Genomic DNA, 15,335 nt, shown 5'->3' with positions numbered 1-15,335 from the left:
AAGATTAAATCTCTCCTTTTTTCTTTGTTTGCGCCCGTGTTCTCAATCGATGTATAATACCAGCAATAATATGACAGTAGGATAGAAAAGGAGATAGACAGAATGGGGGAAAAGCTACGAGTTGCTTTGTTTATGAGGGCGAGTACGAACAAGCAAACAAGCCAGGGGAAAAAGAAAGCAGCTTCCAGGGCAGGGAAAATGTCCGCCAGACCCATTTCAGATGAGAATGATCTGCCCCTGCAAAAAGAGAAATGCATGGAATATATCGCGAATAAGCCGGATTGGATATTTACAGGGCTGGAGTATGTGGAGGCGGGTGTTTCTGGGTTTCACACGCATGTCAGCAAGAGAACGGGTTTAAATCGGGCGTTTGAGGATGCCAAAAAGGGTTTGTATGACATTTTGTTGGTGTATAAGCTGGACCGAATCGGCAGACGATCTACCGAAAGTTTGAACCATGCTATCCGGTTTCTGCGGCATTGCCGCATATGGGTCGTGGACAAGGACAGGGAGTTTACCAATAACGGAGATGCAGATGAGATCTTAAACTTCATTGAGTTTTGGTCAGCCAAGAAAGCGTCCATGGACACCAAAGTGCGTGTTACTGACATGATGAAATTGATTCATAAGGAAGGGTTTTGGACTGGGGGCAACCCACCCTATGGATATATCAATCATCCTGAAATGTCCAATATGTTGCAGATCAATCCCAAAGAGGCGGAAGTGGTGAAAGAAATATACCGGCTTTATACCTCTGAGGGGTATGGCATGTTAAAAATCGCGGGCATTTTAAACGAAAAAGGGTTAAAAACGAGAACCGGCAGAGAGTGGAAAGCAGAAGGGATTCGTAAAATTCTCCGCAACACCATTTACAAGGGGTATTTATCCTATGGAAAAACCAAAAAAGTAGAAGGAGAGTTTGGTTCCTATCAAAAGTACACCAAAGAAGGAGAGGAGCTTGTATCTGAGCGGTACTGGGCTGAGTATGAGATTGTTCCTGCCGAGGTGTGGGAGCGAGCTCAGAAAATGAAAAAAGCCAGAGTAGATGTCGCGTCACATTTTGGTGGCAACACCCCCGTCAGAAAAGGAACGGGGAAAGGCCTGCTCGTGGGTGTGCTAACTTGTGAATGTGGGAGCAGCATGACTTATGGTAGCCGAAGGGACTGGCTTGACCATAAGAGAACCAAAAGAGGCGAATTGTATGGCATTTACAGGTGCCTGAAAAGGCTTAAAGCAGGGGTTCAGGCATGCGGAGCAAAGAAAGGTTCACACAGGGCGGAGAAGATCGAGTCTGCGGTGATTGAGAAAGTAAAAGAATATCTGAAGGAAATGGTAAACTCCAATGTGTTGGTGGAGATTCAAAAACAGACCTTAAACGCCTCCAAGGAGATTGAAGAGAAGCTAGCACAGGCGAAGCAAGACATGGAGCAATGGCAAAGGGCAAAAGAAAACGCCAATAACCATCTGTTGAAGATTTTGATGGGTGAGGAGTCCCCTTTTTCTGAAGCCCAGCTTAAGGAGTTGTATGAGAAAGCAGTAAAAGAGTTGGAAAACGCGCAAAGGCTGTATGAAGAGATGAAGGCGCTGAAAGATGCCAATGGGCTTTCAGAGATTGATGTGCTCAAGTTGCAAGATCTGTTGTTGGATTGGGGAGCGCTGTTTGACCAAGCCACCACGGAGGAAAAAAGACAAATGTTGGGAAGCATTGTGGATCATGTTACGGTCCGCGAGGAGACGATTGAGGTAGCGATTCACTTTGATGTGGTCAAGTTTTTTGAGGCGGTGAGTTGCGCGCGAGAAACGGTTGCGGCCTTTGATCATGCCGGCACAGATTCATACCGGCAAAATAATAACAGTAGGAGTTCCTACAGTAGTTGATGCAGTGACAATCGCCCATGACACGATCGATTATGTGTTGTCCCATCTGGGACGGGAAATGCACGGGGTGCGCGGCAATCCGCTGGATCCGCATAATCGGCCCAGTGTGCGGGACTTGCAAAATTACCAAGTGCCGCCGGAAACGCAGACGCGCATGATGGGGATGTTTGGGTCGCTCGATCCCGAAGAGAAGCGGCAACTGATCCACGAAGTGTTGTCGCCGCTCGGGCAAAATCTGATCGTCACCCCCAAAGAAGTGGATTCTTTCATTGGTAACATGGCCAAGCTGTTGGCTAACGGATTGAACTGCGCCTTGCACGGGGCGGTGACCATGGATAACGTGGCTTCGCATGTGGGTTGAGCGGGGCATTGTGGAAGATGGGTCATGAACGGCTGTTTTGCGCCGGCAGGGCCCTTTTTCTTTTGCCGAAGGATAAGGTGCTCTCTTTTCTATCAGCCTTTGAAATGAAGCGTGCTAGGTTCTACTTCGATTTCGTCTCTCATAAGTTGTGGAAGAGATGAATTGATAGAAGGTGGACCTGGTGAAAAAACGGTATCACAGCTTTATCACCGTCAACATGTCGCAACCTAGGACGAGACAGACGTTCGTCCTGCTCTGTTTTGCTGTCGCCTTCACTTTCGCTTTGGCGGGGGCGCTCGCCATGGGACAAGCCAAAAGCCGATTGGCTTCTGCAGAATTTAGCCGCATCACCTCCCATATCTCGTCCAAAACGCTGTTGATGGCGATGAGTGAAAATATCCCGTATCTGCAAGAAAAGATGCAGGAAGCCGGAATGGAAGAGATCGCGTCTCGAATGGCTCTGGAATTAGCCACTAGCATTGATCTGAGAGACCCGCGGACGTATTTAGGAAAGGAACTTCCCATGTATGACTTGTTTGACAGTGAAATCGATGTGGCGAGTAGCGATTTTGATTACACATCGATTCCGATTGAATCCCCGCCGCCTCCGGAATTGGAGCAAGAGATCATCAAAGCGATGGAAGACCCCGATGAAGATGTAAATGAACGTCCCACCGGTTCGATCAAAAATAAACAAGTGTTGATTTACAATACGCATTTTTGGGAGTCTTATCTGCCGGAGTTAGGAAAGAAAGATCCCCGCTTGGCTTCCGACGTACGCAAAAATATTACCACTGTATCCAAGCATATGGCCAACCAACTGGAGAAGATGGGCGTAGGGGCGGTGACCGTCAAACGAAAATACACATGGAATTCCGGTTCGTATGTCCAATCGCGAAAAATGGTAAAGGCCGCCATGGCGCAATATGAGGATGTCACCTATTTGATTGACTTACATCGCGATGCCCAACGGCGCCCCAAGACGACCAAAGTAGTGAATGGCAAAACCTATGCCCGGCTCGCTTTTGTGGTGGGTAGGGAAAGCAAGAACTATGAGGAAAATCTGCGGCTGGCGCGTGAGTTGTACAAACGGCTGAACGAGGTGGTTCCCGGAATTTGCAGCACGGTGATTATTAAAAAGCGCGAAAAGGGGAACAACGGAGAGTATAACCAATCGTTGTCACCCAACAGCCTGCTCGTTGAGGTTGGGGGGGTGGATAATACGTTTGAAGAAGCGAACCGTTCGGTAGAGGTGTTGGCCCGCGTCATCGCGGAACGAATCGGTAAGGCCAAACCTGTCTCGAACGGGCGGTGAGGTGAGTGAAGTGCGCGTCATACTGCAATGTTGTTGTCTCATCATTATGCTCATGGTTGGCATCGGCATCGGCATTAGCCATGCGGAAAAAAATATGCAGGCGATGCAAGGGACAGAGGGAGCGCCGCGTGCGATACAGATCACCCCGACAGCGCAGGGACGGATAGAAATCGCTGTCCTGGGGCAAACAGTAGAGACCGAACACCCCGCATCGGTGGCCAATCAGGAGAAAATGGTTGCGCAGGTGCGGCAGGGCACCAATCTCATGGCCACCATGGGCAATGAAGTAGGCGCGGGCATTAGGCAATTTACACGCGAATTGGCTGCGTGGATGTTTCGTTGGGCTGATTGACAGCCTTATTTTTTTTGCCCGTTTATGGTTAACTGGTAGGTGAACAGGAAATGCATTGAAGAGCGGGGGGCAGATTGTTATAATTAAGCAATGCAGTCTTGCTATGCACGCAGGAGGGAAATGAACGGGAATGGATAAGAGAGAACGACAAGCAATCATCCGCAATTTTTCGATTATCGCTCATATCGACCATGGCAAGTCCACCTTGGCCGACCGGATCCTCGAGAAGACCGGAGCGCTTAGCGAGCGGGAAATGCAAGATCAGTTCTTGGACAAAATGGATTTGGAACGTGAACGCGGCATCACCATCAAATTGCAATCCGTGCGCCTGCCGTATAAGGCCAAAGACGGGAAAGAATACATTTTGAACCTGATTGACACACCGGGGCACGTGGATTTCACGTATGAAGTGTCCCGCAGTTTGCAGGCGTGCGAAGGGGCGCTCTTGGTGGTGGACGCGTCCCAAGGCGTGGAAGCGCAAACGCTGGCCAACGTTTACCTGGCGTTGGAGAACGATCTGGAGATCATTCCCGTCATCAATAAAATCGACCTGCCCAGCGCGGACCCCGAACGGGTGAAGAAAGAAGTGGAAGACGTCATCGGTCTTGATGCCAGCGACGCGGTGCTCGCTTCGGCCAAAGCGGGGATCGGGATTGAGGAGATTTTGGAGCAGGTGGTGGAAAAGGTGCCCGCGCCAGAAGGCGATCCAGACGCTCCGCTCAGAGCTTTGATTTTTGACTCCGTTTACGATCCCTACAAAGGGGTTATCATCTACATGCGGGTGGTGGACGGTACGATCAAAAAAGGCATGCGCATGCGGATGATGGCCACGGAAAAGGAATACGACATCACCGAAGTGGGCGCGTTTGCTCCTCATCCGGTGATCATGAATGAGCTATCGGCGGGCGAGGTTGGCTTTGTGGTGGCTAACATCAAAAACGTGCGCGACACCCGTGTCGGCGATACGATTACAGATGCCAACAATCCTGCCGATGAGCCGTTGCCTGGATACCGGCGGATCAATCCGATGGTATTTTGCGGGCTGTATCCAGTGGAGTCCTCAGAATACGATGATCTGCGGGAGGCGTTAGAAAAGCTGGAGCTAAACGATGCTTCGCTCACCTATGAACCAGAGACGTCAACAGCGCTCGGCTTCGGTTTCCGTTGCGGATTTTTGGGGCTGTTGCACATGGAGATCATCCAGGAGCGGATCGAGCGGGAGTTTGGCATTCCATTGATTACGACTGCGCCGAGCGTAGTGTACAAAGTATATCAAACGGACGGCAAGGTTTTAGAGATTGAGAATCCGACTCTGATGCCGGAAATGCAGAAGATCGAACGCGTCGAAGAGCCTTATGTGAAAGCATCGATCATGGTGCCTAACGACTATGTCGGCACGGTGATGGAGATTTGCCAGAACAAGCGTGGCAACTACCTCGACATGAATTATCTTGATACCAACCGGGTGACGCTAACCTATGAATTGCCGTTGGCTGAAATCGTCTACGACTTCTTCGATCAATTGAAATCAAGTACCAAGGGATATGCCTCCTTCGATTATGAATTGATCGGTTACAAGGCATCCAACTTGGTGAAGATGGATATTCTCTTAAACGGGGAAGTGGTGGATGCGCTGTCTTTCATCGTCCATCGCGATCGCGCATACCAACGCGGACGCGCGCTGACCGAGAAATTGCGCAAACTGATTCCACGCCAGATGTTCGAAGTGCCGATCCAAGCGGCGATTGGCAACAAAGTCATCGCCAGGGAGACGATCAGCGCGATGCGCAAAAACGTGTTGGCTAAATGTTACGGTGGGGACATCAGCCGAAAACGGAAACTGCTGGAGAAGCAGAAGGAAGGGAAAAAGCGCATGAAAGCGGTGGGAAGTGTGGAAGTCCCACAAGAAGCGTTCATGGCGGTTCTCAAGATCGACGACAGCAAGTGAGGTTAAGCCGCAGGCGGTAAATGAGTCCGCTTGCGGCTTTTTTGAGCAATCATTTCAATAAGGAGGAGAAACTTTATGGCTCCCCAAGCCGTCTATATACATGTCCCGTTTTGCACGCACAAGTGCCATTACTGCGATTTCACAGCCTATACTGTGGGGGGACAACCTGTGGACGATTATGTGTCCGCACTGGATAAAGAGATGGCCCTGACAGTGGCCGACACCCCTCCGGGAATCATCCGATCCATCTTCATCGGCGGAGGGACGCCAACGGTGTTGACGCCCAAACAGATGGAGCGCCTTTTGGCAAGTGTGCGGCGCCATTTTCCTAACTGGGATGAAAACATCGAATTCACCATTGAAGCCAATCCGGGAACAACCAGTCCTGAATTGCTTCGGGTGATGAGAGAAGGCGGGATCAACCGGATCAGCTTTGGTGCGCAAACGTTCCGTCCGGATTTGCTGGAACGGATCGGCCGGGTCCATGGGGTGGAAGAGATCAAACGCGGCGTGGAGTTGGCGCGGCAGGCCGGCTTTGCTAATCTGTCGCTTGATTTGATGTTCGGTTTGCCAACGCAGACCGTCGATGACATGGAAACAACACTCAAAGAGGCGGTCGCGTTGGCGCCGGAACACTTTTCCTGCTACAGCTTAAAAGTGGAAGAAGGAACATTATTTTATCACTTGCAGGAGCGCAAAGAGTTGCCGTTGCCATCGGAGGAAGCGGAGTTGGCCATGTACCAATTAACCCGCTCCTATTTGGCCGAACAAGGGTATGCGCAGTATGAAGTGAGCAACTTTGCCAAACCCGGCCGGGAAAGCCGCCACAATCGGACTTATTGGCTGAATGAAGAGTATTACGGCCTGGGAACAGGCGCGCACGGCTATGTGCGTAAACGGCGCCACGCCAATATCAAAGGTGTCAAAGAATATATTCAACGGTTGCAGGACAACCAACTTCCCATCCAAGAGAGTTATCAAGTGACTCACGAGGAAGAAATGGAGAATTTCATGATCTTGGGCTTGCGGTTGATGGAAGGAGTGAGCCGGGAGAAGTTTTCGTGCTTGTACGGGATGGAGTTGGAGCAGGCGTTTGGCCAGGTTCTGACACCGCTGATGAACAAAGGGTTGCTTGAACGGAGCGGAGATCGCTACCGTTTAACGGAAAAAGGATTGATTTTTGGCAATGAAGTGTTTGCCGACTTTATAGGTGGGATTGAATTATAAACGGATAGATTGACATCATTTCGCCCCTTTGGTAATTTAAAATTAGTATTTTAGCACTCGACCATAAGGAGTGCTAACAAAGGGGGGAGGCAGATGTTATCCGAGCGCCAAAAACGGATTCTCTGGGCTATTATCGATGACTACATTATCTCAGCAGAACCTGTCGGCTCACGTACCGTTTCCAAAAAGAAAGGGGTCAATGTGAGTGCGGCGACCATCCGCAATGAGATGGCCGATTTGGAAGAGATGGGTTTTTTGGAGCAACCACATACATCTGCCGGTCGCATACCTTCGCAGAAAGGGTATCGTTTCTATGTCGATCATCTGTTGAAACCATATATGTGGTCGAAAGATGATCTGATGGCATTGCATGATTTTTATGCTTATAAAGTAGATCATGTGGAGCAAGCCATTAAGCACATGAATTCCATTCTCGCTTACTTGACCAATTGCATGACATTTATCCTGGGCCCCAACTTGTCAGAGAGTCGGCTTAAGCACCTGCACATCATTCCGCTGTACGACAGGCTGGCTGTGTCCATCTTGGTGACCGATACGGGCCATGTGTATCAACAACGGCTCTTGTTGCCAGAGGACATTCCGTGGTCGACGCTGGAGAAGTTGGTCAATCTACTGAATCACCGCTTAAGCGGTGCCTTGATCTCTCGTTTGGATCAGATCGTGGCGCAAGAGTTGACGGATGAGTTGCAACGGCATGTCGACCACTTTGAAAAGTTGTCCGACCTCACCAATCAACTATTGCACACGGAACAGGAAGACCGGGTTTACACGAGTGGGACGACGCGCATCTTGGAACAGCCAGAGTTTCGCGATGTGGATAAAATGAAGTCGATCTTGGATCTCGTGGAAGCCAACGATGGGCTGGTTCAACTGCTGAAGCATAAGACGGACGGGGTGCAAGTGCGAATTGGTTATGAGAATGATTTGAAAGCTGTGCAAGATTGTAGCGTTATCTCCGCTTCTTATATGATAAACGGCAAACCGGTTGGAACCATCGGGGTGCTCGGCCCGACTCGGATGGATTACGGGCGCGTCATTGGAATTCTTGATTTTTTGGCAAAAGATTTCTCCAGACGGTTGAGCACGCTCTATGAAAAAGAATAAACTAAGCATATTAGGATGCATCACGCGTATAAGGGGTTGCCAAAAGTGACGCCCCCTGCGCCAAAGTGAAAGGAAGGAGAAATCCGGTGCCGGATAAAGTCCACTTACACCAAGACGAAGAAAAACCGTTCCTGTCAGCGCTTCAAGCTAATGCCCAAGCTGTAAAATCTGTCGCGCAAGCGGTTGCGCCCACGCTGGGCCCCAAAGGTCTTGACACGATGCTTGTCAATTCCAAAAATGAAGTGATTGTGACCAATGACGGGGTGACCATCTTAGATCGGATGGCGATTAATCATCCAGCCGCCAAAATGATCGTCAATGTGGCCAAAGCGCAACAGGCCGAAGTGGGTGACGGAACCACAACCGCCACCCTGCTTGCGTCCGCGCTTGTTGATGAAGGGCTGAAGCAGGTATTGCGGGGCGTCCCTGTGACTAAAGTGATTACCGGGATCCAGCGCGGAACCCGCTTCGCCCTGATTAAGATGCAGGAACGAGCCCGCATGATTTATGAGATGGATGACGAATGGTTGCAACGGATCGCGTTCACCGCTAGCCGCGAAAATGAGGACATCACTTTGGCCGTCATGGAAGCGGCGCATTTGATGGGACGCGAGAAGTTGTTGGAAAAAGGATTTAAGCTATCTAGTTGCGTGGTCGCCCATCCACGCATTGAAAGTAAGGTGTTCGCTGGGATCGTCGTCAGCAAACCGCGGATGAATTCCCAGATGCCGAGGACACGACAAAACGCGCGGGTGTTGGTGCTGGCCGACGCATTGGAGCCGGAGGCATTCTCTGACGATGTGCGGACAGATGAAGCGTTCAGCCGCAAGGAACGCCTGCGGGAAGAATTTTATGTCATGCTGGAGCACTTGATTCATTTAAATGTAGGCCTTATCGTTACGGAAGGGGCCGTCGATCCCCATGCGGAAGAAGTTCTTGCAGACGCGGGAGTGATTGTGGCGGCCGAGGTGGCGAAAGAAGAGCTAAACAAAGTGTCTGAATATACTGGAGCACGCCAAATCAAACGGAGCGGCCTGAAGAAAAGCCCGGAAGAGATTGAAGCCCTGCTCGGTCTATGCGCCGAAGTGGAAGATGATGAAGCGTTGTCCAGAATCCGGATCAGCGGCGGACAAGGTATTCCGTTCGCCACGATATTGGTCGGGGCAGCGACAGATGAAGTGGTCGAAGAGCGCGAACGGATTTGCAAAGATGCAGCTTCCGCGGTGCAAGCGGCCATTCATGGTGGATTTGTCCCGGGTGGCGGCGCCGTGGAATTGGCGATTGCCCGGGATGTTGAGCATTTCCGTAACACCGTGCAGGGGATGGAACGGTTTGGCGTGTCGGCGGTGTCCGAAGCGTTGCAACGCCCGATGAGCCAGGTCGTCGCCAACGCTGGGTTTAACCCCTTGGAAAAAATCGAGGCGGTCAAAGCGTTGCAATTAAAACGCCAGTCTGATTCCTTGGGAATCGATTGCGATCGGGGGATCGTTGCGGATATGATTGAGATGGGGGTAGTCGATCCTCTTCCGGTCAAAGCGCATGCGCTCAAAACGGCTGGTGAAGTGGCCGTCGCGATTTTGCGCATCCACACGATCGTGCAAATGAAAGAAGACCCTGTTTTCTAACATAGGAGGACCTGAATGATGAAGCATGAAAATGAAGAGCTTCAGCATCCAACTGGAAGCCAGGAACCTTCGAATGAAGGTCCATTCGAGGAGCAGGAAAGTATACATACCGGCGCCGAGGCATCCTCGCCCGAACAATCCCTAGAGCAAGAGCTGGAAGAGGCCAAGTTGCTGGCGGAGAAATGGAAGAGCCAAGCGGAACAACACCGCGAGCTTTATCTTCGCGCTCTTGCCGACTTGGAGAATTTCCGCCGCCGCGCCCGCAAGGATAAGGAAGACGCCGTGAAATATGCGGTGGTTCCTTTCCTAGAAAGTATCTTGCCTGTACTTGACAACTTTGAGCGCGCCTTGGATGCGGCCGATCAAAGTAAAGACGCGAAAATGTTGCAAGAAGGAATTGAGATGGTATATCGTCAATTCTTAAATGTTCTGTCCGAAGCAGGTTTGACGATGATCGAAACCGAAGGAAAGCCTTTCAACCCGCACGAACATAACGCGGTCATGCAAGTCGAGGCGGAGCATTTGGCGCCGGGTATGATTGTAGAGGAGCTGCAAGCGGGTTACCGTTATAAAGACCGTGTGATCCGCCCATCAATGGTTAAAGTGAGCCAATAAAAATACTACTTACGCAAAGGTTGAAGTAGGAGGTTAACAGTCAATGGGTAAAGTGATTGGAATTGACTTAGGGACAACCAACTCATGTGTAGCATTCATGGACGGCAATGAGGCTGTCGTCATCCCGAACGCAGAAGGCGGACGCACCACCCCTTCAGTGGTTGGGTTTTCCAAAACGGGTGAACGGTTGGTAGGGGAAGCCGCCAAGCGCCAAGCTATTACCAATCCAGAGAAAACCATCATTTCTATCAAGCGCTATATCGGTACAAACCACAAAGTGGAAATTGATGATAAATCATACAGCCCACAAGAGATTTCCGCGATGATTTTGCAAAAGCTGAAAGCTGATGCGGAAGCTTACCTGGGCGAACCGGTGACGCAAGCGGTAATCACCGTTCCAGCTTACTTCAACGACAGTCAGCGCCAGGCGACCAAAGATGCAGGTCGGATCGCTGGTTTGGAAGTACTGCGTATCATCAACGAGCCGACCGCGGCGGCGTTGGCATACGGTATGGAAAAAACGGAAGACCAAAAAATTCTTGTCTTCGACTTGGGTGGCGGAACCTTCGACGTATCGATCTTGGAACTGGGCGATGGCGTGTTTGAAGTGTTGTCGACCAGCGGGGACAACCAATTGGGTGGTGACGACTTTGACCAAGTCATCATCGACTACCTCGTTCAAGAGTTTAAAAAGGAAAACGGCATTGACATCAGCCATGACAAAATGGCAATGCAACGCTTGAAAGACGCAGCGGAAAAAGCGAAAAAAGACTTGTCCGGTGTGTTGACTACAACCATCTCCCTGCCGTTTTTGACCGCTGACGCGACCGGTCCGAAACACTTGGAAGTTTCACTGACTCGCGCTAAATTCGAAGAATTGAGCGCTGACCTGATTGAACGCACCATGGTTCCAACCCGTCAAGCATTGAGCGATGCCGGACTCACGCCAAACGACATCGACAGAGTCATTCTGGTCGGTGGATCGACTCGGATCCCTGCCGTGCAAGAAGCGATCAAACGCCTGATCGGTAAAGAGCCGAGCAAAGGGGTAAACCCGGATGAGGTCGTAGCGATGGGTGCAGCGATCCAAGGTGGTGTCTTGTCCGGTGACGTGAAAGACATCGTTCTGTTGGACGTAACCCCGCTGTCACTCGGGATCGAAACCTTGGGCGGCGTCTTCACCAAATTGATCGAGCGCAACACGACGATCCCGACCGAGAAATCGCAAATTTTCTCCACCGCGGCTGATAACCAAACTTCCGTGGACATTCACGTTCTGCAAGGTGAACGTCCAATGGCAGCTGACAACAAGCCGCTTGGCCGGTTCCAACTGACTGACATTCCGCCGGCACCACGCGGTGTTCCGCAAATCGAAGTGACCTTCAAAATCGACGCCAACGGGATTGTGCACGTTTCGGCTAAAGACAAAGCAACGGGTAAAAGCCAAGCGATCACGATCCAATCTTCGGGCGGTTTGAGCGATGAAGAGATCGAACGCATGGTGAAAGAAGCGGAAATGCACGCTGAAGAAGACAAAAAGCGCCAAGAAGCAGTCGAGCTTCGCAACAAAGCGGATCAACTGATCTTCACCACCGAAAAAACGATCAAAGATCTCGGCGACAAAGTGGGAGCAGCTGAACTGGAGCAAGCGAACAAAGCGAAAGATGAGCTGAAAAAAGCTCTTGAAGACAATAATCAGGAAGAAATCAAAAAAGGTATTGAAGTCTTGGAGCAAGCTGTGCAACAATTATCTGTAAAACTGTATGAAAAAATGCAACAAGAAGCAAACCAAGCACAGGGAGCAGAAGCTTCTGCAAGCAAAAAAGACGACAATGTCGTTGACGCCGAGTATGAAGAAGTGAAAGACGAAGAGAAATAAAGAGGAGAAGGGAAGAGTTCTCCTCGACTGGAAAGTCAATGTCGAGGCTCTGCCTTGGCTTGGCTTTCCATTTTTTGTGGATATCGTAGCTTAGATGGGTTGAGATAGAAGAGGAGGTGACCCGGTGAGCAAACGTGACTTTTATGAAGTTCTGGGTGTCGGCCGCAATGCCTCTGATGATGAGATACGCAAGGCATACCGAAAATTGGCACGCAAGTATCACCCAGACGTGAACAAAGATACGGATGCAGAACAAAAGTTTAAAGAAGTGAAAGAAGCATATGAAGTATTGAGCGATCCGCAGAAAAAAGCAAATTACGATCGCTACGGTCATGCTGATCCCACCGGTGGTTTCGGCGGCGGTGGCGGTGCGGGTGCCGGATTTGACGCTGATTTTGGATTTGGGGACATTTTTGATATGTTTTTTGGCGGAGGAAGACGCAATAATCCCAATGCCCCACGTCAAGGCGCAGATCTGGAATACCGCCTGCAGATCGAATTCAAAGATGCCGTTTACGGTAAAACGGTGGATGTCGTCATTCCGCGTACCGAAACATGCGATCAGTGCCACGGTTCGGGAGCCAAGCCGGGAACCAAGCCGGAAACCTGTTCCGTCTGTCAAGGGAGCGGACAAACCGAAGTGGTGCAAAACACGCCATTCGGCCGCGTAGTTAATCGCCGAATCTGCCACGCTTGTAATGGGACGGGCCAATTGATCAGGGAGAAGTGCACCAATTGTTCCGGCCAAGGGCAAGTGAAGAAGAAGAAAAAGATCAACGTCAAAATTCCAGCCGGTATCCATGAAGGGGCGCAATTGCGGGTAAGCGGTGAAGGCGAACCGGGAGTGAACGGTGGACCGCCGGGGGACCTCTACATCACGATTTATGTCAAACCGCATGAGTTTTTCAAGCGGGATGGCGATGATCTGACATGCGAACTGCCAATCACCTTCGGCCAAGCAGCTTTGGGCGACGAGGTGATTGTGCCGACCTTGAACGGGCGCGCACGCTTGAAGGTTCCGGCGGGCACGCAGACCGGTACGGAGTTCCGCCTGCAAGGAAAAGGGGTGCCGCGCCTACGCGGATATGGCGAAGGCGATCTGCGTGTCAAAGTGCGCGTAGTCACACCAACCAAGCTGACCGAAGAGCAGAAAGAGGCCCTGCGCAAGTTCAGCCGGCTTTGCGGTGAATACATTAACCAAGAGCAGTCCAACAACTTCTTCGATAAGATGAAACAAGCGTTTCGCGGCGAATAATGAAGGTAAACGGGCATCTTTGCCCGTTTTTCTTTATCATGTGGAGGGATTGAGTTGAATTGGATCGAGATATGTGTCCATACCAGCCAAGAGGCGACGGAGGCGGTTAGCTACATTTTGCAAGACCTCGGCGGCGATGGGGTTTCCATCGAAGACCCTGAAGTGCTTCACCGCGAGTGGGACAATTGGTACGGGGAGATCATTGAATTGTCTCCAGACGATTATCCGCAGGAGGGCGTGCGCGTGAAAGCCTATCTCTCATCGTTGGCGTGCCCGGATGCGGACGCATTTGTCGCGCAGGTGAAACAACGGTTAGAGGATTTGCGCTCTGCTGGATTCGACGTGGGGCCAGCCTCTGTCACGACACAAGAAGTGAATGAATCCGCGTGGGCGGATGAATGGAAAAAATATTACAAGCCAATCCGGGTGACCGACCGCATTGTGATCAAGCCTCATTGGGAAACCCATGAACCGGCATCAGCGGATGAGCGCGTCATCGAGCTGGATCCCGGCATGGCTTTCGGCACCGGCACCCACCCGACCACCGTTCTGTCCATCCGTTTGCTGGAGAAATACCTTCAGCCGCAACAGCGAGTTATAGACGTGGGATGTGGAAGTGGTGTGTTGAGCATTGTTGCGGGCAAATTGGGAGCTGAACCGGTTTTGGCCTTGGATTTGGATCCGGTGGCGGTGGAAAAAGCACAGGAGAACATCGCCATCAACGGATTGTCGGCGCAAGTGACGGCCAAAGAGGGAGATTTGCTCAAGGGTGTGGCTGATACGGCCGAAGTGGTAGTAGCCAACATCCTGGCGGAAATCATATTGAAGTTCGTTCATGATTTACCGCGGGTTTTGGTTCCTGGCGGAGTGTTCATCGCTTCCGGTATTATTGAGGAGAAACGGGAACTCGTGGAAGAAGCGCTTACCATGATGGGACTTGAAGTAATGGAAACCATTCACCAAGACGGCTGGGTAGCCATTGCGGCAAAAAAATGGTAGACTGGTAGGAGTGTCAAATGCAAAGATATTTCATTGCTCAAGAACAAATCGTGGAGACATCCATTCGACTGGTCGGAGATGATGTCCATCACATAAAAAACGTGATGCGCAACAAACCGGGTGACCGAATCATCTGTTGCGCTGGACAGGGCTTAGACTATCTGGCGGAGATTGAATCCATCGATGGCGACCAGATCATAGCCCGCATCGTTGAGCGGACGCCTTCGCGGGGAGAGCCCCGGACGAAAGTCCTGATTGCACAATCCTTGCCCAAGGGTGACAAATTGGAGTGGATTTTGCAAAAAGGAACGGAGTTGGGTGCTTCCGCCTTTTTGCCGTTTTCGTCGGAGCGGAGTATTGTGAAAATCGATGCTCGCAAAATCGGCAAGAAACGGGAGCGGTGGGAGCGGATCGTGAAAGAGGCTGCTGAACAAGCTCATCGGGGCAAGCTACCGACAGTGGCCACCCCAATGTCCTGGAAAGCGCTCTTGCAAGAAATCGGGAAACGGGAATGCGCATGGATTGCGTATGAAAAAGGAGGTCTCCCCTTGGCCGAAGCGATGGCCTCAGCCAAGGATGAGATCTTGTTGATCGTGGGCCCGGAAGGTGGGTTCACGGAGTCGGAGATCGAGGAAGCGAAAGAGGCCGGCGCGGTGCCGATCTCGCTTGGTTCACGTATATTGCGAACAGAGACAGCGCCGCTGATGGCGCTCTCGTGCATCTTGTTCGCAAGGCAAGATTTAGGGGGTGAATAAC

The 15,335-nt window shown here is 51.0% G+C and carries 12 protein-coding genes and 1 pseudogene; all 13 read left to right on the top strand.

Translation table 11 applies throughout. The features are described from left to right. Positions 1-102 precede the first annotated feature (102 nt). The 13 genes and pseudogenes from CLV36_RS01240 to CLV36_RS01180 all read left to right on the top strand — a co-directional run bounded on the left by CLV36_RS01240 (position 103) and on the right by CLV36_RS01180 (position 15,334). Entirely contained in the window at positions 103-1,878 is a 1,776-nt protein-coding gene (locus CLV36_RS01240) for a recombinase family protein (RefSeq protein ID WP_106341470.1), read from the top strand. Beyond that, positions 1,847-2,239 (top strand): annotated as a pseudogene (locus CLV36_RS01235) (GPR endopeptidase); the annotation flags it as partial. The gene CLV36_RS01240 and the pseudogene CLV36_RS01235, both read left to right, overlap by 32 nt. A 181-nt stretch (positions 2,240-2,420) precedes the next feature. Next, a complete protein-coding gene (spoIIP, locus tag CLV36_RS01230; protein WP_106341469.1) occupies positions 2,421-3,554 on the top strand; it encodes a stage II sporulation protein P in 1,134 nt (377 codons plus the stop codon). A gap of 10 nt (positions 3,555-3,564) precedes the next feature. Next, positions 3,565-3,906: a DUF3679 domain-containing protein gene (locus tag CLV36_RS01225; RefSeq protein ID WP_106341468.1), complete on the top strand. Its 342-nt coding sequence runs from the start codon at positions 3,565-3,567 to the stop codon at positions 3,904-3,906. A gap of 130 nt (positions 3,907-4,036) precedes the next feature. Next, positions 4,037-5,854, top strand: coding sequence for a translation elongation factor 4 (gene lepA, locus CLV36_RS01220; RefSeq protein ID WP_102992987.1), 1,818 nt, complete (start codon positions 4,037-4,039; stop codon positions 5,852-5,854). A gap of 75 nt (positions 5,855-5,929) precedes the next feature. Next, the gene (gene hemW, locus CLV36_RS01215; RefSeq protein ID WP_106341467.1) at positions 5,930-7,081 is read left to right on the top strand and encodes a radical SAM family heme chaperone HemW; all 1,152 of its coding nucleotides are present in this window, start codon (positions 5,930-5,932) and stop codon (positions 7,079-7,081) included. A 93-nt stretch (positions 7,082-7,174) separates the two neighbouring features. Next, positions 7,175-8,206, top strand: a complete 1,032-nt coding sequence (gene hrcA / locus CLV36_RS01210; RefSeq protein ID WP_106341466.1) for a heat-inducible transcriptional repressor HrcA — start codon at positions 7,175-7,177, stop codon at positions 8,204-8,206. Between the two features lie 86 nt (positions 8,207-8,292). Then, the gene (locus tag CLV36_RS01205; RefSeq protein ID WP_106341465.1) at positions 8,293-9,831 is read left to right on the top strand and encodes a TCP-1/cpn60 chaperonin family protein; all 1,539 of its coding nucleotides are present in this window, start codon (positions 8,293-8,295) and stop codon (positions 9,829-9,831) included. A 15-nt stretch (positions 9,832-9,846) separates the two neighbouring features. Beyond that, positions 9,847-10,446 (top strand): nucleotide exchange factor GrpE, encoded by a 600-nt coding sequence (gene grpE, locus CLV36_RS01200; protein WP_022736666.1) that lies wholly within the window; start codon positions 9,847-9,849, stop codon positions 10,444-10,446. A gap of 43 nt (positions 10,447-10,489) precedes the next feature. Then, a complete protein-coding gene (dnaK, locus tag CLV36_RS01195; RefSeq protein WP_106341464.1) occupies positions 10,490-12,325 on the top strand; it encodes a molecular chaperone DnaK in 1,836 nt (611 codons plus the stop codon). 124 nt (positions 12,326-12,449) lie between these two features. After that, complete coding sequence (gene dnaJ / locus CLV36_RS01190; protein ID WP_106341463.1) at positions 12,450-13,580, top strand: molecular chaperone DnaJ; 1,131 nt, start codon at positions 12,450-12,452, stop codon at positions 13,578-13,580. Positions 13,581-13,634: 54 nt separating this feature from the next. Next, entirely contained in the window at positions 13,635-14,579 is a 945-nt protein-coding gene (prmA, locus tag CLV36_RS01185; RefSeq protein WP_106341462.1) for a 50S ribosomal protein L11 methyltransferase, read from the top strand. A gap of 17 nt (positions 14,580-14,596) precedes the next feature. Next, a complete protein-coding gene (locus tag CLV36_RS01180) occupies positions 14,597-15,334 on the top strand; it encodes a 16S rRNA (uracil(1498)-N(3))-methyltransferase (protein ID WP_106341461.1) in 738 nt (245 codons plus the stop codon). Position 15,335 lies beyond the last annotated feature (1 nt).

Source organism: Laceyella sediminis, from assembly GCF_003003125.1.
GTDB classification, from domain to species: domain Bacteria; phylum Bacillota; class Bacilli; order Thermoactinomycetales; family Thermoactinomycetaceae; genus Laceyella; species Laceyella tengchongensis.
Note: the sequence above shows the minus strand (reverse complement) of the source record. Positions and strands in the feature narration are given on the sequence as shown.